The sequence below is a fragment of the Mesorhizobium sp. ORS 3428 genome, assembly GCF_001854785.1.
GTDB lineage: Bacteria > Pseudomonadota > Alphaproteobacteria > Rhizobiales > Rhizobiaceae > Mesorhizobium.
The window spans coordinates 278418-300422 of sequence record NZ_MDFL01000159.1; the positions used below are offsets into that span (position 1 = coordinate 278418).

The following is a 22005-nucleotide window of genomic DNA, read 5'->3' on the forward strand; positions in this document are numbered from 1 at the left end:
GGCGAGATGAACTGTGAAAATTACCCCTGAGGATTCTTTTAGCATTCTTTTACGGTTTCTTGCAGGACCATTTAGCGAGCGGACGCGACCCTGCCGGATTATTTCACCGCCCCATCGACGCCGGGTCGCGACAAGGCCTGCGGCGTGCGATTTCAGACCGAACAGAGGATCAGAGACATGAAATCCACAACCTTGGTCGCGTCCGCCGTCGTGGTGCTGACAGCCACCGCGGCCCTCGCCTGCAACATTCACACCGACAATGCAGCCGGCATCCGGCCCGACGACCCGGCACGCATCGACGCATCCTCCTCGCCTGCGCCGGGCGAGCCGAGCCTCGCCCAAATCCGTCGCGCCACAGAGCGCTTTCGCGATATCGGGGTTGCGCTCGCCGAAGGCTATGTCCGCGACCCCGCCAACATGTGCGAGACCGCCGACATGATGGGTCTGCCGAAGTCGCTTGGCGGCATGGGCGTGCACTATTTCCGCCCGGACCTGCTCGGCATTTCCGCGCCGCCCAACCCGCGCGTCAACGRCTCCGGCACGCATACCGATTTCGTCAACCCAGGCGTCCTCATCTACGAGCCGCAGGCCAACGGGTCGCTCGAGCTGATCGCTATCGAGAATCTCGTCTTCGCCAAGGCATGGAGTGATGCAGGCAACCATGCCCCGCCGTCGTTCCACGGCCTGGCTTACAACACGATGAAAGACGATCCCGCGACGGCAATCGACGAGGCRCACAATTTCGAGCCGCACCATGACCGGCACATCTGGCTCTATCGCGAGAATCCGAACGGCACCTTCGCCCAGTTCAATCCGCGTGTGACGTGCGAGCACCACGAGCACCAGCACAGCAACTGACCCGGATCTCCCGCGAACCGAGGATCAAGAGGAACCAAAAGATGGTGATCAACCCTCTGAGAAAGGCGGTTCGCGGGACGGCAAAGACTCGCGAGGACGCGGCCGCCGTGCCGATCTCGATTGGCCGTTATATCGGGGCGGCCGATCTGGATCTCGCCGAACGGTCGCGCCATCCCGACCGCCTCTTCCACCGCCTAAGACTGGACGAGGAACCGCTCAGAAGGGCGCTCTGATCTGATCAAGCGCGTCGCGCCGAACGGATTCGAGCGACGCGCTTTAAGTCTTTGTATTTGCGTATGTTTCAAAAGACCGCCGCGCATATTTGGGCCGCATGCGTCAGTCGTTTGACATCGAGCGAGCCATGTCGAGAAACGCGCGCACGAGCTTGCCGCCGCTGCGCTCGCGCAGGCAAATCAGGGCTTCGTCCATCAGCGTTTCGGGGGCGTCGATTGGAATCGGCACAAGCCGCGTGTCGTGGCCGAATTCCGCCGCCGAAACGAAACCGACGCCGGCCCCCGAGGCAACGATCTCCCGGACGGCTTCGCGGCCTTCGGCCTCGATCGCAGGCTTGAGTTCGATGTTCGACACAGCGGCAAGATCCTCCAACTTCTTGCGCGTCTTCGAACCACGCTCGCGCATGACCAGCGGCTCTTGCGCAAGTTGCTTGAGCGTCAGCGACTTCCTCGCCGACAGCGGGTGACTGGCGGAGACGAAGGCGATGATCGGCGTTGAATTGAGTTTGAGCATCTCGAAATCGCGGCCTGCCGGCAGTTCGCCAAGCACCCCGACATCGGCCTCGTAGCTGTAGAGGCTGCTGATGACGCTTTCGGTGTTGCCGGAGCGCAAGGAGACCTGGACCCCCGGGTAGCGGGCGCGAAAGGCGCCGAGAATGTGCAGAAGATGATGCGCCGCGTCGGCGACGATCCGCAGCGTGCCGGAACGCAGCGCGCGCGATTCCGTCAGCAGTTCCAACGCTTGCTGCTCGGTTTCGAACATGCGGTGCGTTATCTCGAGCAGCCTCTGGCCCTGAGCGGTCAGCGTCACCTGCTTCTTGTTCCGGTTGAACAGGAGCACGTCATACTCTTCCTCRAGCTTGCGAACCTGGTCTGAGATCGCAGGCTGGGTGAGGAACAGCGCTTCGGCGGCGCGCGAGAAGCCGCCGGAAATCGCGACCTGATGAAATGCTCTCAATTGCACATAGCGCATTCGCTGTTCCATTCGTGGCCGTTTGAGCCGCCAAGTTAGCATAGACAAGACTGATATAAAGATAGAAACGAACGATTTGATTTATGTCTTGCCCGGCTTCACCTTCGGTCGGAGCCAACCAGGGTTGGCGCCGGTCGGAGCCAACCATGCAATTTTCCATCATCCTGCTGCATCTCTCCGGCGCCGTCATGCTGCTGCTCTGGGCGGTCCGCATGGTACRCACAGGCGTCGAGCGAGCTGGCGGCCCGGCATTGCGCGATGTGCTGCGGCGGGCTCGCGGCGGACGGCTTCAATYGGCGGCGGCGGRCACCGCGCTTGYCGTGCTGCTGCAAAGCTCGACGGCGGTCGCGGTCCTTGCCGCAGGCTTCGCCGCAAGCGGCATGGTCCCGGTTTCGGTCGGCCTGGCGATCCTGCTTGGCGCCGACCTTGGGTCCGCCCTCGTCGTACAGCTGCTTTCGTTCGATCTGAGCTGGCTGATGCCGGTCCTGATCCTGATCGGCGGCGTGCTGTTCCTCAAATTCGAAGCGCGCTCCGTCAGGCAGGCCGGACGCATCCTCATGGGCATCGCCTTCGTGCTTCTCTCGCTTCGCATGATCGGCGAGGCGACGGCGCCTATGCGGCAAAGTACGCTGCTGCCGATCATGATCTCATACCTGCGCGGTGACTTCCTCACCGCTTTTGCCGCAGCCGCGCTGTTTACGTGGCTGATCCATTCCAGCGTCGCCGCGATACTGCTGTTCGTCACGCTTGCTATGCAGGGYATGGTGCCCATCGATGTCGGGCTGTCGCTTGTACTCGGCGCCAATCTGGGCGGCGGCTTCATCGCATTCTGGCTGACGCGCGGACAGCAGGTCCTGGAGGCGCGCCGCATTCCACTCGRCAATCTCCTCTTTCGCGCGGCGGCTGCGCTCACGGTGCTGATTGCGCTTCAGCTTGTGCCGTTCCCGGCCGATCTTTTCGGCGCGACCGAGGGACGGCAACTGGTCAACCTGCATCTGGCCTTCAATCTGGGGCTCGTCGTGGTCTGCCTGCCTTTCACCGGCATGATGGAAAGATTGGTTGCGCTGCTCGTGACCGACACGTCGACGGAGAAGGCCGCTGCGGCGGAAAGCGGGATGGCGGCACGGGCGAGCGTGCTCGACCGCACGGTCATGGGCACGCCCAGTCTTGCGCTCGCCAGCGCCACACGTGAGCTGCTGCGCATGGGCGAAGTCGTCGAGCTCATGCTGCGCCCGGTCATGGATTTCTTCGACGCYGGCTCCCTTGAGCGCATCCGGCAGGCGCAGAAGCTCGACGACGAGGTGAACCGGGCTCATACCGACATCAAGCTCTATATAGCCGAGGTCAATCGCGGCGCCATGACGCCGGCCGAGGCGAGGCGCGGCATCGAGCTGACGGACTTTGCCATCAGCCTCGAGCGGGCGGGCGACATCGTCGCCAAGAACCTGTTGGTTCTCGCCCAGGAGACCGTCGAGAAGAAACTGCGCTTTTCGCGCGACGGATGGAGCGAACTTGTCGGGCTTCACGATCGCGTCATGGCGAACATGCAAGTTGCCCTGAATGTCCTGGTGTCGAGCGATCTCGATTCGGCGCGCCAGCTGGTCGTCGAGAAGGAGCGGATGCGCAAGCTGGAGCGGCTGAGCCATGACCGGCATTTGCGGCGCCTGCAATCGGGCACACCTGAAAGCATTGAGACCAGCGATATCCATCTTGAGGCGGTTCGGGCGCTGAAGGAGATCAACTCGCTRCTGGCTTCGGTCGCCTATCCGCTGCTCAGCGAGAGYGGCGATCTGCTCGAAAGCCGGCTGGCGCGGGGCGGCCAAGCGCCAGGCAACGCGCCAGAGAAAATGGYGCATCAGCCGGTGTAAGACTATAAGCGATTCCGATACATCGATACAAAATAACGATTTTACAAATAGATCGGCGAAATCGAGAATGGCTCCATATCGAAAAGGGCAAGGATTGAGGTGGAGGGGCAGCATGCTCGCTGAGATGGAACTTGCGGCATCCAAGCCGATGGATGCGCCGGCGCTGGGGGAGCCCTACCTGCTGAYGCCCGGACCGCTCACGACCTCCTATCTCGTCAAACAGGCGATGCTGCGCGATTGGGGCTCCTGGGACGGCGATTTCCGCGCCATGACCGCCGAGATGCGCCGCCGCCTGCTGGCGCTCACCGGCGACAGCCGCGACGAATTCGACTGCGTGCCGATGCAGGGCAGCGGCTCCTTCTGCGTCGAGGCCATGCTCGGCTCCTTCGTGCCGAAGGACGGCAAGGTGCTGGTGCTCGCGAACGGCGCCTACGGACTGCGCGCTGCGCAGACCATGCAGTATACCGGCCGCGCCCATACCCTGATCGACAAGGGCGACTACCTGCCGCCACGCGGTGAGGAGGTCGCCGCGGCCCTCAAGGTCGACCCCGCCATCACCCATGTCATCGCCATCCATTGCGAGACCAGTTCGGGCATTCTGAATCCGGTCGCCGAGATTTCGGAAGCCGTCTATGCCAATGGCCGCAAGCTGCTCATCGATTCCATGAGCGCGTTCGGCGCCATTCCCCTCGACGTCAACGAGATCCGCTACGAGGCGATGGTGTCGTCGGCCAACAAATGCATCGAGGGCGTGCCGGGCTTCGGCTTCATCATCGCCCGCAAGAGAGAGCTGGAGGCTGCGAAGGGCCGCAGCCATTCGCTGTCGCTCGATGTCCATGCGCAATGGRCGCATATGAACAAGACGGGACAGTGGCGTTACACGCCGCCGACGCATGTCGTGGCGGCCTTCCTCGAGGCGCTGCGCCAGCACGAGGCGGAAGGCGGCGTCGCCGGGCGCGGCGCGCGCTATACGCTGAACCGCGATGTCATGGTGGCCGGCATGCGCGAACTCGRCTTCGAGACGCTGCTGAAAGACCGCTGGCTGTCGCCGATCATCGTCACCTTCTTCAATCCGGCGCATGCCAATTTCGCCTTCGAGAGGTTCTACGAACTGATGAAGGCAAAGGGCTTCATCATCTATCCGGGCAAGCTCACCGTCGTCGATTCCTTCCGCATCGGCTGCATCGGGCAGATGGACGAGCATGTCATGCGCCGCGTCGTCGAGGCCGCCGCCCAGTCGCTGAGCGAAATGGGTGTCGACTCCRCCGCACCGTCTCCCGCCGCAATCGCCGAGCGCGCTAAGCTCGCCGCCTGAAGGTCTTTCGAGGATTTCCGATGAACCAGATGTCTCCCGTCAACGTCACCGCCAACGGCCGCACATATGCCTGGCCGCGCGTGCCGGCCATCGCCATCTGCCTCGACGGCTGCGAGCCGGCCTATCTGGACGAGGCCATTCGCGCCGGGCTGATGCCGGCGCTGGAGAGGATCAAGAAGAAGGGCACGGTGCGCTTCGCCCATTCGGTGATCCCGAGCTTCACCAATCCCAACAATCTATCCATCGCCACGGGGCGGCCGCCGGCCGTGCACGGCATTTGCGGCAACTACCTCTACAACCCGGAGACGGGCGATGAGGTGATGATGAACGATCCGAAGTTCCTGCGCGCGCCGACGATCTTCAAGCAGTTCTACGACGCCGGCGCCAAGGTCGCGGTGGTGACGGYCAAGGACAAGCTGCGCGCGCTGCTCGGCCACGGCCTCGCCTATGACGACGGCCGCGCCGTCTGCTTCTCCTCGGAAAAGTCGGATACCACCACCAAGGCCGCCAACGGCATCGATAATGCCTCAAGATGGCTCGGCCGGCCGGTGCCGGAAGTCTATTCGGCCGAGCTGTCGGAATTCGTCTTTGCTGCCGGCGTCAAGCTGTTGAAGGAGTTCCGGCCGGACGTGATGTACCTCACCACCACCGACTATGTGCAGCACAAATACGCGCCGGGGGTGAAGGAGGCGAACGCGTTCTACGAGATGTTCGACAAGTATCTCGCCGAACTCGACGCGCTGGGCGCGGCGATCGTCGTCACCGCCGACCACGGCATGAAGGCGAAGCATCACGCCGACGGCTCGCCCAATGTCGTCTATGTCCAGGATCTGCTGGATGAGTGGCTCGGCAAGGACGCAGCCCGGGTCATCCTCCCGATCACCGACCCCTATGTCGTCCATCACGGCGCGCTCGGCTCCTTCGCCACCGCCTATCTTCCGAAAGGCGCCGACCGCGAGGCGATCATCAGGAAGCTCCGCCAGGTCGAGGACATCATCCTGGTGCTTGGCCGCGAGGAGGGCTRCAACCGCTTCGAGCTGCCCGGGGACCGGATGGGCGACATCATCCTGATCTCCGGCGAGAACAAGACGATCGGCACCTCGGAGCACCGGCACAATCTGGCGGCGCTCGACGAGCCGCTGCGCTCGCATGGCGGCCTGACCGAGCAGACCGTGCCCTTCATCGTCAACCGCGTTTTGCCGGACCTGCCGAACGAGCCGGTGCTGCGCAATTTCGACGCCTTCTACTACGCCACAATGGCGGCAGCGCAGGCATGAGCCGAGCGTGATGTCGACCCCCACTCCACCGAGCTTCGGTCGGCACCTCTCCCCTGATCGACGGGGGAGAGGAAAGGCGCCAGAGGCTAGCCGCGGCTTAGTCTGCAATCGTCCGGGCGCTGACCTCGTCGGATTCCTCTCCCCCGTCGATCGGGGGAGAGGTGGCCCGAAGGGCCGGAGTGGGGGTCGATCCTCCGCTGCAACGCGCCCATAAATCTGCTGGAGCAGGGCCCATGACCCAACTCGACCCCTCCATCAATCTCCGCCACGAACCGATGCGCATTGCCGGCCGCAAGGTCGACGCCGAGCGCAGGCTGGAAGTGCGCTTCCCTTGGAACGATGCCGTGATCGGGACTGTGGCGRCCGGCGGGGCCGAGCATGCGAGGCGAGCCTTCGAGATCGCGGCGAAATACGAGCCCAAGCTCACGCGCTACGAGCGGCAGCGCATCCTCCTTAAAACCGCCGAGCTGTTGAACGCCCGCAAGGACGAACTGTCCGACCTCATCACGCTGGAGCTCGGCATCTCCAAGCAGGATTCGCTCTACGAGGTCGGGCGCGCCTTCGACGTGTTCACGCTGGCGGGCCAATTGGCAATCGTTGACGACGGCGAGATCTTCTCCTGCGACCTCACTCCGCACGGCAAGCAGCGGAAGATCTTCACCCTTCGCGAGCCGCTCAGGGCCATCTCGGCGATCACGCCGTTCAACCATCCGCTCAACATGGTGTCGCACAAGGTGGCGCCGGCGATCGCCACCAACAATTGCGTCGTGGTCAAGCCGACCGAACTGACGCCGATCACGGCGCTGATTTTGGCAGATATCCTCTACGAGGCCGRCCTGCCGCCGGAAATGCTCTCGGTCGTCACCGGCTGGCCGGCCGACATCGGCGACGAGATGATCACCAACCCTAATATCGACCTGATCACTTTCACCGGGGGCGTGCCGGTCGGCAAGATGATCGCGTCGAAGGCCGGCTACAAGCGGCAGGTGCTGGAGCTCGGCGGCAACGATCCGCTGATCGTGCTCAATGATCTTTCGGACGAGGACCTGGCGAAGGCGGCCGACCTCGCCGTTGCCGGCGCCACAAAGAATTCCGGCCAGCGCTGCACGGCCGTCAAGCGCATCCTGGTGCAGGAAAAGGTCGCCGACCGTTTTGTGCCGATGGTTCTGGAGCGGGCGAAGGCGATCCGCTTCGGCGACCCGCGCGATCCGGYCACGCAACTTGGCACTGTCGTGCATGAGAAGGCGGCTGCACTGTTTGAGAAACGTGTCCACATGGCCGCCGAGCAGGGCGCGGAGGTGCTCTATGATCCTGGCCGCAAGGGTGCGCTGCTTCCCCCGATCGTCGTCGACCGCGTGCCGCACCAGTCGGAACTGGTGATGGAGGAAACCTTTGGCCCGATCGTGCCCATCGTGCGCGCGCCGGACGACGACGAGGCGCTGATCGCGCTCTCCAACTCGACGGCTTTCGGCCTGTCGTCCGGGGTCTGCACCAATGATTTCCGCCGCATGCAGAAATACATCACCGGCCTGAAGGTCGGCACCGTCAACATCTGGGAAGTGYCGGGCTACCGCATCGAGATGAGCCCCTTCGGCGGCATCAAGGATTCGGGHAACGGTTACAAGGAAGGCGTCATCGAGGCGATGAAGAGCTATACCAACGTCAAGACATTCTCCTTGCCGTGGTAGGCGCCATGGCGGACTCCTATGACCTTGCGGTAGTCGGTTCCGGCATTATCGGGATCGCCCATGCGCTTGCCGCCGCGCGGCGCGGTTTGCGCGTTGTCGTCATCGATCGCGACCGCCAGGCGAATGGGGCCTCGATCCGCAATTTCGGCCTCGTCGTCGTCACAGGGCAGGAGCCGGGCCCATCGCGCCGCCAGGCCGAGCTCACCCGCAGGATCTGGCTTCAGCTTGCGAATGAGGCGGGCATTGAAATCCTCCAGCGCGGCAAGCTGATCGCGGTGCAGCGTCCGGAAGCGCTTGCCGTGCTCGAGGCCTTCAAGGCCGGGGAGCATGGCGCCGATTGCAAGCTGCTGACGGCGCGGGAGACAGTCGGGCAGCTGGGCGGCCTCAATGGAGAGGCGATCATCGGCGGGCTCTTCAGCCCGTTCGAGTTGCGCGTGGAATCGCGCGAGGTGCTGCCGCAGTTGGCATCTTTCCTGGCCGAGCGCTTCGGCGTCGTGTTCCACACCGGCACATCGGTCACCGACATCGCACCGCCGCTCGTGGTGACGAGCACCGGGCGCCTGCGTGCGGAAAAGGTCGTCATCTGCCCCGGCGACGACCTCAGCACGCTCTATCCGCAGCGCATCGCCGAGCGCGGTGTGCAGCGCTGCAAGTTGCAGATGCTTCGCCTGGCCTATCCCGGCTTCCGGCTGTCGTCGGCGCTGATGTCCGATCTCAGCCTGTTGCGCTATGGCGGCTTCGCCGGCCTGCCGGAAACCGCCGCATTGCGAAGCAAGCTGGGCGAGCAGCGTGCGGTCGCGCTGGCCAACGGCGTTCACCTGATCGTCGTGCAGAGCGCGGACGGTTCACTGGTCGTCGGCGATTCCCATCACTATGGGCTGAGCCTCGATCCGTTCGGTTCGGAAGCCGTCGACCGGCTGATCCTGGACGAATTCAAGACACTGTTCGGCAAGGTGCCCGACGTGCTTGCGCGATGGACCGGCAGCTACGCGTCGGCAAAGAACGCAGTGCTTCGGGATGCGCCRCATGCCGATGCACGGCTGGTCATTGTCACCAGCGGCACCGGCGCCAGTACCGGATTCGCGCTCGGCGAGGAAACCATTGCGGAGTTGTTCGGCTGACGTCAGCTTGTCGGGGGAGCGAGTTCCCTGATCGCAATTTCGTCAGGCGGCTGGAGGAAAAGCATGACGCTCGTCCATACGGAAGGCGAATCCAACAAGGCGGCGGCGCGCCAGGAATGGAGCGCCAGGCAAAGCCACGCACCGTCGCAGGAACTCCTGCGCCGCGACGCCGCTGCCTTTCTGCATCAGAGCCTTTCCAGCCCTTGCGTCTCGGCGATCGCCAAGGCTGAAGGCATCTGGATCGAGGACACGGCCGGGCGCCGCTACATGGATTTCCACGGCAACAGCGTCCATCATATCGGCTACGGCCATCCGCGCCTGAAGGAAGCGATCCGGCAGCAGATGGATGCGCTGCCTTTCGCGCCGCGCCGGTTCACTTGCGAGCCCGCGATCGAGCTTGCCGAGACGCTTGGCGCGCTGGCGCCGGGAGATCTCGGCAAGGTGCTGTTCACGACAGGCGGGTCCGATGCTATCGAGGTGGCGCTCAAGCTGGCGCGAGCGGCCACCGGCCGGTTCAAGACGCTGTCGTTCTGGGATGCCTTCCATGGCGCCGGCTTCGGCGCTGCAAGCGTCGGCGGCGAGGCGACGTTCCGCTCGGGCATCGCCGGGCCGCTTCTACCCGGCACCGAACATGTTGCGCCCTGGGCGCCGCTTAACTGCCCTTATGGCACCAATTCGCTGGAGGACTCGGCGCGCGCCTGTGCCACCCTGATTTCCTATGTGCTCGGCCGTGAGGGCGACTTCGCTGCCTTCATCGCCGAGCCGATGCGGGCGACGGCCTTGGTGCCCGCGCCGGGCTTCTGGAAGGCGGTGCGCGAAGCCTGCGACCGGCACGGAACGCTGCTTATCTTCGACGAGATCCCGACCGGGCTCGGCAAGACCGGAAAATTCTTCGCGTCCGAGCATGACGGCGTCACGCCCGATATGATCATCCTCGGCAAGTCGCTCGGCGGCGGCATCCTGCCCATCGCCTCGGTGATCGCAAGGCGCGACCTCGACGTCGCCGGCGACTACGCGATCGGTCATTACACGCATGAGAAAAACCCGGTTACCGCGCGCGCTGCGCTGACCACCATTGCCATCGTGCGCGAGGAAGGCCTTGTCGAACGCTCCGCCGAGCTTGGCGCCCATGCGCTCGCCCGCATGAGCGACCTCATGCAGCGCTCGCCATCTGTCGGCGACGTACGGGGCAGGGGGTTGATGTTCGGCGTCGAGATGGTCGAGGACAAGGCTGACCGCACCCCGGCCCGCGCGCTTGCCGAGAAGATCTACTATCGCTGTCTCGACGAGGGGCTGAGCTTCAAGATCAGTCAGGGCAATGTGCTGACGCTTTCGCCGCCGCTGGTGATTTCCCGCGCCGATCTCGATCGCGCGCTCGACATCGTCGAAGCCGCCGTGCTGGCGGCTTGAAACGCGGGAGCCGATTGCGGAAATGAAGGCCGTCCGCACCGACAAGGAACTCGAATGTCCGGGCATCGACGCGGGCCTCAGAGCGCGCGGAGTGGAGTTGGTGACGCTGCCGGACGGCATCCCGGAAGCCGACCTCGTGACGGCCGTCGCCGACGCCGATCTTTTGCTCATGTGCTACACGCCGATCACTGCGCGTGTCATCGAGGCGGYGCGAAAACTCAAGGGCATCGTCAAATATGGCGTCGGCATCGACGCCATCGACATCCAGGCCGCGATGCGGCGCGGCATCCCCGTCGTCAATGTCCCTGAATATGCCGAGGAAACGGTCGCCGAGGGCGCCTTCGCGCTGATGATCGCCTTGGCAAAACGGATGCCGGCGATCACGGCGGGAGTTTCGCGCGACGGCTGGATCTGGCCCGAGCAGCGTTGGCTCGGTCGCGACATTTCCGGCGCGACGCTCGGCCTCGTCGGCTGCGGCCGCATCGGCCGCAGCATGGCGCGCATGGCCGGGGCGGGGTTTCGCGCGCGTGTGCTCGGATTTGATCCCAATGTCGACGCTGCGGCAATGCGGCAAGCCGGCATCGAGAAGATCGACGATCTCCACGACATGCTGCGCGCCTGCGATTTTGTCTCGGTCCATTGCGTGCTGAACGAGGCGACGCGCGGCCTGATCGGCCGGGCCGAGCTTGCGAGCATGAAGCCTTCCGCCATCCTGATCAATGTCTCGCGCGGGGCGCTGGTCGACGAAGYGGCGCTGGTCGAGGCGGTCCTGGACAACCGCATTGGCGGTGTCGGCCTCGATGTCTATTCGCAGGAGCCTCTCGCGACGTCGAGCCATCCGATGAGCGCGCTGTTCGGTCGCGACAACRTCATTCTCTTTCCGCATCTCACCTTCTTCACGGTCGAAGCCATGCGCCGGCTCGAGGAGGATACGCTTGCCCGCTGCTTCGAAATCCTCGATGGCAGACCGGTGACGATCCGTTCGTCGGATCCCAGGCTGCGCGCGCAGACTGCCGGCGTCGTTTTCGGCTGATCAAGCCAGATCCTCGCTAACTGTTTGTTCCAAAAGCATTCCACGCTGCGCGAACTGCGGCAGCGACGAGGTTGCGACAGTTTTGTAACAAGCATCGGAGAAATCTTTGTCTTTATAAAATAAATAGATTTTACTTATCGATCACCAGTCCCCAAAGTCGTGAAAAGAGGACGTCCAGCCGGCTCGACCGAGGTAGGGACCCGAGGGGCGGCTGACCAAGTGCATCGCAGAATGTGCCTTCCATCACAGGGGAACTGACCATGAAATCACAAAAGGCAACTGTCATCGCGGCATTCGCCGCGCTGCTTTCCGTATCGGCGGCTCTTGTCGGGCCGGCGATGGCCGACGGCGTCGTCACCATCTATTCGGCCGACGGCCTGCATGACGGCAATGGCAGCTGGTACGAAACCGAGTTCGCCGCCTTCACCAAGGCGACCGGCATCAAGGTTCAATACATCGAAGGCGGTTCGGGCGGTGTCGTCGAGCGCGTCGCCAAGGAGAAGTCGAACCCGCAGGCCGACGTGCTGGTCACGTTGCCTCCCTTCATTCAACGCGCCGCAGCGGATGGGCTGCTGCAGGACTACAAGCCCGAGGCAGCCGCGCAAATCGATGGCGGCACCGACAAGTACCGGCCGCTGGTCAACAACTACATGAACTTCATCTACAACAGCGCCGCGCTTTCGGAAGCGCCGAAGAGCTACAACGACCTGCTCGATCCCAAGTTCAAGCACAAGATCCAGTACTCGACGCCAGGTCAGGCCGGCGACGGCACCGCGGTGATGCTGCAGATCATCCATGCCTTCGGCGGCGAGGACGCCGGCTTCGAGTTCATGAAGAAATTGCAGGACAACAATGTCGGGCCTTCGGCTTCCACCGGCAAGTTGACCGCGCTAGTCAACAAGGGCGAACTGCATGTCGCGAACGGCGACCTGCAGATGAACATGTCGCAGATGGCCGACAATCCCAACATCAAGGTGTTCTGGCCCGCGGGCCCAGACGGCACCCGCTCGACTTTCGCCCTGCCTTACGAGATCGGCCTGGTGACCGGTGCTCCGAACAGCGAGAACGGCAAGAAGCTGATCGACTTCCTGCTCTCCAAGGAAGCCCAGTCGACGGTAAGCTCGGTTGCCCTTGGCATGCCCGCTCGCAACGACGTGAAGCCGGATGACGCCAACTTCTCCAAGCTGCAGGAGGCGATGAAGGGCGTGACGGTCTGGTCGCCGAATTGGGATGAGGCGCTGAAGAAGCTGCCCGACTATGTCAAGAAGTGGAACGAAGCGACCGGAAGTTGATCTCCTGGTGACCAGATCCGGAGGATCAGCCATGTCGGTGCCCGCTTTCACGGGGAGCAATGTTGTGGACGTTGACGCCGCGAAAATTCGCGGCGCCGGCTCCAACGTCCACTTCGACAAGGTGAGYGTTGCCTACGGCGGGCTTGTCGTCCTGCATCCGCTGACGCTCGACATCGCCCCAGGCGAGATCCTGGCGATGATCGGCCCCTCCGGCTCCGGCAAGACAACGGCGCTGCGGGCGGTTGCCGGTTTCGTCAAGCCGGCAAGCGGCCGCATCCGTATCGGCACCACCGATGTCACCGATCTTCCGCCCTATGAGCGCGGGCTCGGCATGGTGGTGCAGAACTACGCCTTGTTCCCGCATATGCGGGTCGAGGACAATGTCGCCTTCGGCCTGAGAGCACAGCGCACCGACAAGCCGCTCATTGCCGAGCGCGTTAAGGACGCGCTCGCCACCGTCGGCATGTCGGATTTCGCCAGGCGCTATCCGCGCGAGCTTTCGGGCGGCCAGCAGCAGCGCGTCGCGATCGCGCGGGCACTGGCGGTGCGGCCGCGGGTGCTTCTGCTCGACGAGCCGTTGTCGGCGCTCGACGCGCAAATAAGGCGCAACATGGTCGAGGAGATCGCCAAGCTGCATCGCGACCTGCCGGGGCTGACGATCCTCTACGTCACCCATGACCAGACCGAAGCGCTGACCCTTGCCGACAAGATCGCGATCATGCGTGACGGCCGGGTTTCCTCGCATGGACCGACGACCGAGCTCTACCGCCGTCCGCCGAACCGCTTTACGGCGGAGTTCCTCGGACGCGCGAATCTTTTGCCGGTGACCGTCGCCGAGGCTGCCGGGTCGAAAGGGTTTGCCAAGGCGAGGCTCGGCGATGTCGTGCTCGCAGGGGCAGGACGAGGCGAGAAGCCTGGCGACAAGAGCCTGCTCTGCATCAGGCCGCAGCATCTCAGCCTGACGGCAGACGAGGAGCATTCGAACCGGATCGTCGGCATACTCAAGGAAGTGCACTGGCAGGGCGAACTCACCCATCTCGTGCTCGACGTCGACGGCACGCCTGTGCGTGTTTCGGCGACCAGGCTGCCGGTGTCCTTGCCGGAGCGCGGCACGGCGATGCCGCTCTTCTTCACGCCCGCGGATACGTCTCTGGTTCCGGAAGACGCCCGTGTCTGAGGCAGCCGTTATTTCAAGGCCGGCGGCCAGGAAGGTCCCCCGAAGCGTCTGGACCGTGCCGCCGGCGGCGCTGCTGGCGCTGCTGTTCTTCTATCCGCTGGCGCTGATTGCCCGGCAGGCCTTTCTCGACGACAGCGGGATTGCCAATGTCGCCGAGTTCGTGCGCGTRCTGCATGCGCGCTTCTTCCTCAACGCGCTCCTCAACACGATTACGATTTCTGTGGCGGCAACGGCCGGATGCCTGGTCGTCGGCCTGGTGCTCGGCCTGATCCTGGCCTTCGTGCCGTTTCCGGGCAGCGGCGTCATCGCCCGTCTGATCGATACCTTCATCGCCTTGCCGACATTTCTGGTGACGCTCGCCTTCACCTTCCTCTATGGCTCGGCCGGCATGCTCAACAGCGGGCTGATGGAGGCCTTTTCGCTGCCGACGCCGCCCGTTGATTTTCTCTATTCGGCCTGGGGCGTGGTGCTGGCGGAGGTGACGGTCTACACGCCCTTCATCTTGCGGCCGCTTCTAGCCGCCTTCTCGCTGGTCGACCGCGGCCAGATCGAGGCGGCAAGCGTGCTCGGCGCGCGCCCATTCCGCATTGTGCGCCAGGTGATCCTGCCGGCGGCGGTGCCGGCGCTGATTGCCGGCGGCAGCCTCTGCCTGCTTTTGACCGTGAACGAATTCGGGATCGTGCTGTTCATCGGCGCCAAGGGCGTCATCACCCTGCCGCTGCTGATCTACAGCAAGGCCATCCAGGAGTCGGCCTACCAGGTCGCCTGCATCATCGCGCTAGTCAACATTGTCCTGTCGCTCGGCCTTTTCGGCCTCTATCGGCTCGCCGCCGGTCGGTTGGGAGCATAGCCATGCTGGTCTGGTCGCGATCCGGTCGCATCGTCATCTGGGCGCTTTTCGCGCTGCTGTTCGGCGTGCTGTTCCTGGCACCTCTGGCGGTCATTCTGTTGTCCAGTCTCGCCGGCCAGTGGAACGGCGTCCTGCCCAGCAGCCTGACCTTGGAACATTACAGCGATGTCGTTCAGGGTTCGGCCGGCGACTCAGTCAAAGCCAGCCTGATCACGGGTTTTACCGCCAGCGCCCTGGCGCTGGTCAGCGGTGCCTGGGCGGCGCTTGCGCTTCGCGTGCAAGGCGCCACGCTGGAGCGCTTGCTCGGCCTGCTGTTCTTCATCCCCAGCGCGGTTCCTTCGGTGTCCGTGGGTCTCGGCCTGCTCGTTGCGTTCAGCAATCCGCCGCTGCTGCTCAATGGCACCATCGCCATCGTCATGATCGCGCATTTCGTGCTGATCTCGGCCTTCACCTTCGGCAATGTGTCGGCGGGCCTGGCGCGGCTGTCGCCGGACTTCGAGCAGGTCGCCTCCAGCCTTGGCGCGAGGCCCGCCTATCGGCTCTGGCACGTCACCCTGCCGCTGCTTGCGCCCTATCTCGCGGCGGCATTCGGCCTGAGCTTCGCGCTTTCCATGGGCGAGCTTGGCGCCACCGTGATGGTCTATCCGCCGGGCTGGGTGACGCTTCCGGTTTCGATCTTCTCGCTGACCGATCGCGGCGACATCTTCGCAGGCGCAGCGCTCACCATGATCCTTGTGGCGGCGACGCTGGTCCTGTTGCTCGGCCTCGAACGCATCACACGGCGCGCGACCGGATCGTAGCGTTTCAAACGGCCGGTCGGCCAAAATTCTCGGCGCGGCCAACGTACGCATAGCACTGATGTTGGCGGGTGCATTTATCCGTATGTGGCCACCGGCTTGCCAAACAGGCCGGGCTCCGGTTTGACGCCCAGTCCCGGCAGTTGCGGCACGGCGATGTGGCCGCTTTCGATCACAACCGGATTCTTCGCGTCGAAATGGCCGTCGATATATTCCTGCGCGATCCAAGCGCCCTCCAAGCGGCGCGGTTCGACGGTCGCCGCGAGATGGACGCAGGCCGCCGCAATGATGTCGCCGCCCCAGGCGTCGTCGCAGCTATGCGGCAACGAGCGGATGGCGCAAAGGTCGCGCACGGTCGTCATCTTGGTGAGACCGCCGAGGCGCGTCACCTWGAAGCCGAAGCCGTCCGCAATGCCCATCGAGATTGCCCTCAGCACCRCATTCTGGTCCTCGGTGTTTTCGTCGAGATAAATGGGATGCGTGACCCTGCCCTTCAGCGTGGCGACCTCGTCCATGGTGTTGCAGGGCTGCTCGAAAACGAACGGGATCGCCTGGCAGAGCCTGTCGAGATGGATCGCTGCAGCGACGGTCAGGCCCCTGTTGCCGTCGACGGCGATGCGCGCCTTGTAGCCGACCGCCTCCCAGACCTTGTGGACCGTCGCCACATCCTCTTCGAGATTGCGTCCCCCGATTTTCACCTGGAGGCGCGGATAGCCCGCCTTGACCTTGTCGGCCGCGATGCGGGCCGTCTCGTCCGGCGCGCCGACGATCAGCGAATAATAGGCCGGAACGCGGTTCGTCAACGCACCGCCCAGCAGCGTCGAGACCGGAACGCCCAGCTTCTGGCCGAGCAGGTCCAGGAAGGCCATGTCGAACGCGGCCTTGGCATAGCCGTGTCCGTTCAGGCGCTCGTCCATCCGTTTCGCGAGAAGCCTGATCGAGGCGATCTCCGAACCGATGAGCCCCGGGGCGATTTCGGCGATCGCGGCACGGGCGCCGAGCGCATGATGCGGCTGATAGACCGGCCCGATCGGGCAGGTTTCGCCCCAGCCGGTCAAACCGTCATTCGTCACGATCTCGACGAGCGTGCTGTCCAGCGACTCCACGTTGTCGCTCGCCATGCGGTAGACGCCGCCTTTGACCGGCAGTTCAGTCGTATAGATGTTGATCCGATCGATGCGCACGCTCAGTATTCCTCATTAAGCGCATCGACCGCAGGGATTTCGAGCGAGCGCCGGTCGACATAAGCGCGCAGTTTCTCGTCCTTTGCAACATCGAGCGTGGGCTCTTCGTAGTCACCCGACAGGCTATTTCTGCGCTGCCCCCGAAGGTTGGAATCCAAACGAGGGTGACTCGCTATCCCGCGGTGGGCGGAGCCAGTGTTACGGAAAGCGGGTAGGGTCCGACCTACCCGACAGCGCATTTGGGCTTCTGAAAGTGTAGGCAGCACCCAATGCCAGAAGGCTCACAGAATCTATCTGGACAGGTGTTGTGAGCGGGTGGGCAATCTCGATGATCRCTTCGGCAGGCATTTTGTCTGCGAAGTCTTCGGGGAAACCTCTTTATGTGCTTGGGCAAAAGACGGYCGTTCTTCCGCTTGATGAGGAAATTCAGATGAGACCACGCGTTATCGTCACGCGTCGCTGGCCCGCGGCTGTCGAGCAGATTCTTGCCGAGCGCTTCGACACAACTTTCAATCGGCACGATACGCCGCTGACTTCCAACGAARTCAGAGCTTCGTTCCGGGATTTTGAAGCGATTTTGCCGACTGTCAGCGATCATCTGTYGGCATCTGTCTTCCCTGAAACCAAGGCCCGAACCAAGGTCATCGCCAATTTCGGCGTCGGCTTCAGTCACATCGACACCGATGCTGCACGCAAGCATGGCATAGTGGTAACCAACACTCCTGGCGTACTGACCGATTGCACCGCCGACATCGCCATGTGCCTGATCCTTTCGGTCGCTCGTCGGGCGGGCGAGGGTGAACGTCAGTTGCGCGCCGGCGAATGGCCCGGCTGGTGTCCGACGCACATGATCGGCACGAAGGTCTCCGGCAAAACGCTCGGGATCATCGGGATGGGCCGGATCGGCAAAGCAACGGCGCGGCGTGCGCGGTTCGGCTTCGGCATGAACGTGGTCTTTTACAATCGCTCGAAGGTGGACGACGAAGAAATCGTTGCCATTGAAGCCAGGCAACTGCCGAGCGTGGAGGAGGTGCTGGCACAGGCTGACTTCGTGTCGCTCCACTGTCCTGGCGGCGCAGAGAACCGGCACCTGATCAACGCTTCCCGTCTGGCTTCGATGAAGCGTGGCGCCTTCCTCATCAACACCGCTCGCGGTGACGTGGTCGACCAAAATGCCTTGATCGAAGCGCTCAGGCGGGGCGAGATCGCCGGTGCCGGGCTCGACGTTTTTGACGGCGAACCTGCAATTCCGGAGCCGCTGAGGCATATGGAAAACGTGGTGCTTTTGCCGCATCTCGGCAGTGCCACCAAAGAGACCCGGGTGGCCATGGGGATGCGGGCCGTGGAGAATCTGGTCGCGTTTTTCGACGGGCGCCCGGTGCCGGATCGGGTCGTGTGATGGGTTTCGGCAGTTCGGCTTCCTCCTTGGTCGAGCTGCGGATGCAGGCGTTCCAGCTGTTTCGTCAAGGCATTGCCGCATCCGATCCAGAGTCGGCGGTCGCGTCAGCCTTGAAAGCGAGAGAACCCGACATTGCCGCCGCCGGCGGCGTCATCCTGATTGCCTTGGGTAAAGCAGCGTGCCTGATGGCAGGGACGGCGCTGCGCTTCGTCGGGGACAAACTGCGCAGGGCGTGCGTGGTCACCAATCACGAAAACGTCTTGGACATCGATGGCATCGAGATCATTGTCGGCGGCCATCCGCTGCCGGACGAGGGAAGCCTGAAAGCCGGCAGGGCGATTGAAGAGGCCGCGCGCTCGGCCTCGCCCGAAGACCTTGTGCTGCTGCTGATCAGCGGCGGCGGGTCGGCTCTCGTCTGCGCACCTGCCCCCGCCATTTCCCTTGCCGATAAGGTGGTGCTCAACGAAGCCCTGGTTCGTAGCGGCGCCGACATTTCCGAGATCAACGCTGTAAGGCAAATATTCTCGAGGCTGAAGGGCGGGCGTCTCGCGGAACTGACCTCAGGCGTGAGGACGCTCTCGCTTATACTGTCAGACGTGCCCGGCGACGATGTCGCCACGATCGCCAGCGGTCCTACCGCAAAGCCCGCGACCGGCGTTTCCGACGCGGTCCTTGTTCTTCGACGTCACAACCTGCTTGAAGCGCTTCCCGCGATCTTGCGAAAGCAACTGGACGATCTGGTTGCCGGCGAAGATCGCACATGCGCAAGCTTTGACCATGTCGAAAATGTTGTGATCGGCAGCAACGCCATCAGCCTGCAGCGCGTGATGAGCAGCGCCGAAGAGCGCTCTTTCAAGGTCGTCAAGGCCGCCGACTGGCTCGGCGGAGATGTTTCGGAAGCGGCCCATGCCCTTCATCGCCTGGCCATGTTCACGGTGAAAGAAGAGGGGCCGGTGGCAATCGTCGCCGGAGGAGAGACGACTGTAAGGGTAAGCGGCAGCGGGAGAGGGGGGCGCAACCAGGAACTGGCTCTACGATTTGCCCTTCTGAGTGAACGACAGCCGATCCGGCGTCCCTGGGCCTTTCTCAGTGGTGGCACCGATGGTCGGGACGGGCCGACGGACGCGGCGGGCGCCCTTGTCGATTCCGGATCAGCAGAACGGATGCGCCGGCATGGCTGCAGGCCGGAAGCCCATCTCAGCAACAATGATTCCTACCCTGCATTGGCGGCTTCAGGCGATTTGCTTCTGACCGGGCCAACGGGGACAAATGTCGCCGACCTGCAAATACTGCTGATGCAATAGCCTCGGCGGCACCTGAGCCGCTGCCTTCTCGCCAATTATCCTGAGTTGTATCCTCAGCTGAAGATGTTTACTGTTGGTAAAATGATTCAACAGACGGCAGTGAACATGGCGACGGCTAAGGCGGGGAAGATGCAGGCAGTAAAGACGGTAAAGAAGGGCGAGGCGCCCACCCCGGTCAAAATGACGGTGCCGGTAATCGTCAGCCMGCCGCCACCGCTGCGCGGCAAGCCTCTCAGTCAGGATCCCCATGCTGTTCGCGACACGCGCGAGAACGTGCTGGAGGTTGCGATCGGCCACGAGGTTCGCGCCYTTCGCAAGAAACTGGGCATCACGGTTGCCGATCTCGCTGTCACCACAGGGCTTTCGGTCGGCATGCTTTCCAAGATCGAGAACGGCATCACATCGCCGTCCCTGACCACGCTGCAGGCGCTGTCGCGCGCGCTCGGCGTGCCGGTGACTGCATTTTTTCGCCGTTTTGAGGAAGAGCGGAAGGCCGTCTTCGTCAAGGCGGGATCGGGCGTGGACGTCGAACGGCGCGGCACGCGTGCCGGGCACCAGTATACGTTGCTGGGCCATATCGGTTCGGATTCGAGCGGTGTTGTCGTCGAACCCTACCTCATCACGCTGACCGAAGACTCCGACGTCTTCCCGACTTTCCAGCATGACGGCATGGAATTCCTCTACATGCTGGAAGGCGAAGTCGTGTACCGCCATGGCAACAATCTTTACCGGATGACGCCGGGTGACAGCCTGTTTTTCGACGCCGACGCACCGCRCGGTCCCGAAGAATTGACGCATTTGCCGATACGATATTTGTCGATCATCTCCTATCCTCACGGGCGCGGAAACGGCTGACGTAATCCGCCGTTCGTTCCCACACTGGCCATTTGTGTACGCGCAGGTTGCGCAGGCGCCGTCGCGTGTCCAGCTTCGCGTGTCACGCCGCCATTTCCCTCATTGCATTTGACCGCCCTTGCGGCGGACGTCGCGCGTCTCTGCCTGAACGGTGACTTTCAACACGAGAGGTCTCCGATCTTGGCCAGTCCTACGAATGCGTGTTTTTCTACAGGAAAAAAAAATTCATGACAGTTGAATTGCCATAGGGAACCTGCTAGCGTCCATGTCAGGTAACAAACAATGGAGGTGACGGGATGTGTGGGATTGTTGGACTGTTCCTGAAAGACAAATCGCTTGAGCCCGAGTTAGGCGCGCTGCTGTCGGAAATGCTGGTGTCGTTGACCGACAGGGGACCGGACAGCGCCGGCATCGCCATCTATGACAGTGGCGCGGCCGGGCGCGGCAAGATCACCATCCAGTCATCGGCTCCCAAGGTTGATTTCGAAGGGCTCGAAGCCGAACTCGGCAAGAAGATCGGAGCCAAGGTTGCGTCGATCGTGAAGTCGACCCACGCCGTCCTCGATGTCCCCGCCGACAAGCTCGAGGAGGCCCGCGCTGCAATCGGCGAACTGCGCCCAAACGTGCGCCTCATGGGCGCCGGCGAGGCGATCGAGATCTACAAGGAAACCGGCCTGCCGGCCGACGTCGTCAAGCGGTTTGATTTGGCCAGGATGAGCGGCAGCCACGGCATCGGTCATACGCGGATGGCAACCGAGTCCGCCGTCACCACGCTGGGCGCGCACCCCTTCTCGACCGGTCCGGACCAGTGCCTGGTCCATAACGGCTCGCTCTCCAACCACAACAATCTCCGCCGCGAGCTGATCCGCGACGGCATGCGCTTCGAGACCGAGAACGATACCGAAGTGGCGGCTGCCTACCTCTCGTCCAAGATCGCTCACGGGCAGAATCTCGGCGAGGCGCTGCAAAGCAGCCTGAACGACCTCGACGGTTTCTTCACCTTCGTTGTCGGCACCAAGAACGGCTTCGGCGTGGTGCGCGATCCGATCGCCTGCAAGCCCGCCGTCATGGCGGAGACCGACCAGTATGTCGCCTTCGGTTCGGAGTATCGCGCGCTGGCCAACCTGCCTGGTATCGAGGAAGCCAGGGTTTGGGAACCGGAGCCGTCCACCGTCTATTTCTGGGAGCATTGAGGATCATGAATATTTCGAATGTTGCCACGGCGCCGTCGCGCGAAGTGAACTTCGTGCGGCGTGTCTTCGACCTCGGCGAAAATTCGCTGCGCGAGCTGAACCAGGCGCTGCACGGTCTCGCTCCCGGCTCGAACGAGACCGCCTGGGAAGTGCTCAACCCGAAGGGCAGCCATTCGGT

Annotated in this window: 20 protein-coding genes; 17 read left to right on the forward strand and 3 right to left on the reverse strand. The window is 63.3% G+C overall.

The window, feature by feature from the left end:
• The first annotated feature begins 177 nt into the window (after positions 1–177).
• Both ORS3428_RS27745 and ORS3428_RS27750 read left to right on the forward strand, forming a co-directional pair.
• Positions 178–858 carry a hypothetical protein gene (locus tag ORS3428_RS27745; protein WP_071101456.1) on the forward strand — a complete coding sequence of 227 codons (681 nt, stop codon included), beginning with the start codon at positions 178–180 and terminating at the stop codon, positions 856–858.
• 41 nt (positions 859–899) lie between these two features.
• Positions 900–1091 carry a hypothetical protein gene (locus ORS3428_RS27750; RefSeq protein WP_071101457.1) on the forward strand — a complete coding sequence of 64 codons (192 nt, stop codon included), beginning with the start codon at positions 900–902 and terminating at the stop codon, positions 1089–1091.
• 103 nt (positions 1092–1194) lie between these two features.
• Here ORS3428_RS27750 and ORS3428_RS27755 read toward each other — a convergent pair whose 3' ends face one another.
• A complete protein-coding gene (locus ORS3428_RS27755) occupies positions 1195–2064 on the reverse strand; it encodes a LysR substrate-binding domain-containing protein (protein WP_071101458.1) in 870 nt (289 codons plus the stop codon).
• A gap of 146 nt (positions 2065–2210) precedes the next feature.
• On the opposite strand from ORS3428_RS27755, the gene ORS3428_RS27760 reads away from it, so the two are divergent.
• The 11 genes from ORS3428_RS27760 to ORS3428_RS27810 all read left to right on the forward strand — a co-directional run bounded on the left by ORS3428_RS27760 (position 2211) and on the right by ORS3428_RS27810 (position 15895).
• Positions 2211–3932, forward strand: coding sequence for a Na/Pi cotransporter family protein (locus ORS3428_RS27760; protein WP_071101459.1), 1722 nt, complete (start codon positions 2211–2213; stop codon positions 3930–3932).
• Positions 3933–4044: 112 nt separating this feature from the next.
• Positions 4045–5247 carry a 2-aminoethylphosphonate--pyruvate transaminase gene (locus ORS3428_RS27765; protein ID WP_071101460.1) on the forward strand — a complete coding sequence of 401 codons (1203 nt, stop codon included), beginning with the start codon at positions 4045–4047 and terminating at the stop codon, positions 5245–5247.
• A gap of 20 nt (positions 5248–5267) precedes the next feature.
• On the forward strand, positions 5268–6524 hold the full coding sequence (gene phnA / locus ORS3428_RS27770) for a phosphonoacetate hydrolase (protein WP_071101461.1): 1257 nt from the start codon (positions 5268–5270) through the stop codon (positions 6522–6524).
• A gap of 233 nt (positions 6525–6757) precedes the next feature.
• Complete coding sequence (gene phnY, locus ORS3428_RS27775) at positions 6758–8212, forward strand: phosphonoacetaldehyde dehydrogenase (RefSeq protein WP_071101462.1); 1455 nt, start codon at positions 6758–6760, stop codon at positions 8210–8212.
• Between the two features lie 5 nt (positions 8213–8217).
• A complete protein-coding gene (locus tag ORS3428_RS27780; protein ID WP_071101463.1) occupies positions 8218–9333 on the forward strand; it encodes a TIGR03364 family FAD-dependent oxidoreductase in 1116 nt (371 codons plus the stop codon).
• A 63-nt stretch (positions 9334–9396) separates the two neighbouring features.
• The gene (pbfA, locus tag ORS3428_RS27785; protein ID WP_071101464.1) at positions 9397–10743 is read left to right on the forward strand and encodes a (R)-1-hydroxy-2-aminoethylphosphonate ammonia-lyase; all 1347 of its coding nucleotides are present in this window, start codon (positions 9397–9399) and stop codon (positions 10741–10743) included.
• 22 nt (positions 10744–10765) lie between these two features.
• Positions 10766–11776, forward strand: a complete 1011-nt coding sequence (locus ORS3428_RS27790) for a 2-hydroxyacid dehydrogenase (protein WP_071101465.1) — start codon at positions 10766–10768, stop codon at positions 11774–11776.
• A 260-nt stretch (positions 11777–12036) separates the two neighbouring features.
• Entirely contained in the window at positions 12037–13068 is a 1032-nt protein-coding gene (locus ORS3428_RS27795) for a 2-aminoethylphosphonate ABC transporter substrate-binding protein (RefSeq protein ID WP_071101466.1), read from the forward strand.
• A 64-nt stretch (positions 13069–13132) separates the two neighbouring features.
• Positions 13133–14245, forward strand: coding sequence for an ABC transporter ATP-binding protein (locus ORS3428_RS27800; RefSeq protein ID WP_244508120.1), 1113 nt, complete (start codon positions 13133–13135; stop codon positions 14243–14245).
• On the forward strand, positions 14238–15095 hold the full coding sequence (locus ORS3428_RS27805) for a 2-aminoethylphosphonate ABC transporter permease subunit (protein ID WP_071101468.1): 858 nt from the start codon (positions 14238–14240) through the stop codon (positions 15093–15095). The genes ORS3428_RS27800 and ORS3428_RS27805 overlap by 8 nt, the downstream gene beginning before the upstream one ends.
• A 2-nt stretch (positions 15096–15097) precedes the next feature.
• Positions 15098–15895, forward strand: a complete 798-nt coding sequence (locus tag ORS3428_RS27810; protein ID WP_071101469.1) for an ABC transporter permease subunit — start codon at positions 15098–15100, stop codon at positions 15893–15895.
• Positions 15896–15969: 74 nt separating this feature from the next.
• Here ORS3428_RS27810 and ORS3428_RS27815 read toward each other — a convergent pair whose 3' ends face one another.
• Positions 15970–17076 carry a mandelate racemase/muconate lactonizing enzyme family protein gene (locus ORS3428_RS27815; protein ID WP_071101470.1) on the reverse strand — a complete coding sequence of 369 codons (1107 nt, stop codon included), beginning with the start codon at positions 17074–17076 and terminating at the stop codon, positions 15970–15972.
• Between the two features lie 2 nt (positions 17077–17078).
• Positions 17079–17234, reverse strand: coding sequence for a hypothetical protein (locus tag ORS3428_RS33410; RefSeq protein WP_157895995.1), 156 nt, complete (start codon positions 17232–17234; stop codon positions 17079–17081).
• A 272-nt stretch (positions 17235–17506) separates the two neighbouring features.
• On the opposite strand from ORS3428_RS33410, the gene ORS3428_RS27820 reads away from it, so the two are divergent.
• The 4 genes from ORS3428_RS27820 to ORS3428_RS27835 all read left to right on the forward strand — a co-directional run bounded on the left by ORS3428_RS27820 (position 17507) and on the right by ORS3428_RS27835 (position 21827).
• Entirely contained in the window at positions 17507–18475 is a 969-nt protein-coding gene (locus ORS3428_RS27820; RefSeq protein ID WP_071101471.1) for a 2-hydroxyacid dehydrogenase, read from the forward strand.
• Positions 18475–19779 carry a glycerate kinase type-2 family protein gene (locus tag ORS3428_RS27825; protein ID WP_071101472.1) on the forward strand — a complete coding sequence of 435 codons (1305 nt, stop codon included), beginning with the start codon at positions 18475–18477 and terminating at the stop codon, positions 19777–19779. Before ORS3428_RS27820 ends, ORS3428_RS27825 begins: the two co-directional genes overlap by 1 nt.
• A gap of 180 nt (positions 19780–19959) precedes the next feature.
• Positions 19960–20634, forward strand: a complete 675-nt coding sequence (locus ORS3428_RS27830; protein ID WP_071101499.1) for a helix-turn-helix domain-containing protein — start codon at positions 19960–19962, stop codon at positions 20632–20634.
• Between the two features lie 296 nt (positions 20635–20930).
• Complete coding sequence (locus tag ORS3428_RS27835) at positions 20931–21827, forward strand: class II glutamine amidotransferase (RefSeq protein ID WP_071101473.1); 897 nt, start codon at positions 20931–20933, stop codon at positions 21825–21827.
• The last annotated feature ends 178 nt before the right edge of the window (positions 21828–22005 follow it).

Bases quoted from the DNA above. Each gene is read 5' to 3' on its own strand.
- ORS3428_RS27750 (WP_071101457.1), top strand. From the start codon at position 900: ATGGTGATCAACCCTCTGAGAAAGGCGGTTCGCGGGACGGCAAAGACT.
- pbfA (WP_071101464.1), top strand. From the start codon at position 9,397: ATGACGCTCGTCCATACGGAAGGCGAATCCAACAAGGCGGCGGCGCGC.
- ORS3428_RS27795 (WP_071101466.1), top strand. From the start codon at position 12,037: ATGAAATCACAAAAGGCAACTGTCATCGCGGCATTCGCCGCGCTGCTT.
- ORS3428_RS27810 (WP_071101469.1), top strand. From the start codon at position 15,098: ATGCTGGTCTGGTCGCGATCCGGTCGCATCGTCATCTGGGCGCTTTTC.
- ORS3428_RS27825 (WP_071101472.1), top strand. From the start codon at position 18,475: ATGGGTTTCGGCAGTTCGGCTTCCTCCTTGGTCGAGCTGCGGATGCAG.
- ORS3428_RS27835 (WP_071101473.1), top strand. From the start codon at position 20,931: ATGTGTGGGATTGTTGGACTGTTCCTGAAAGACAAATCGCTTGAGCCC.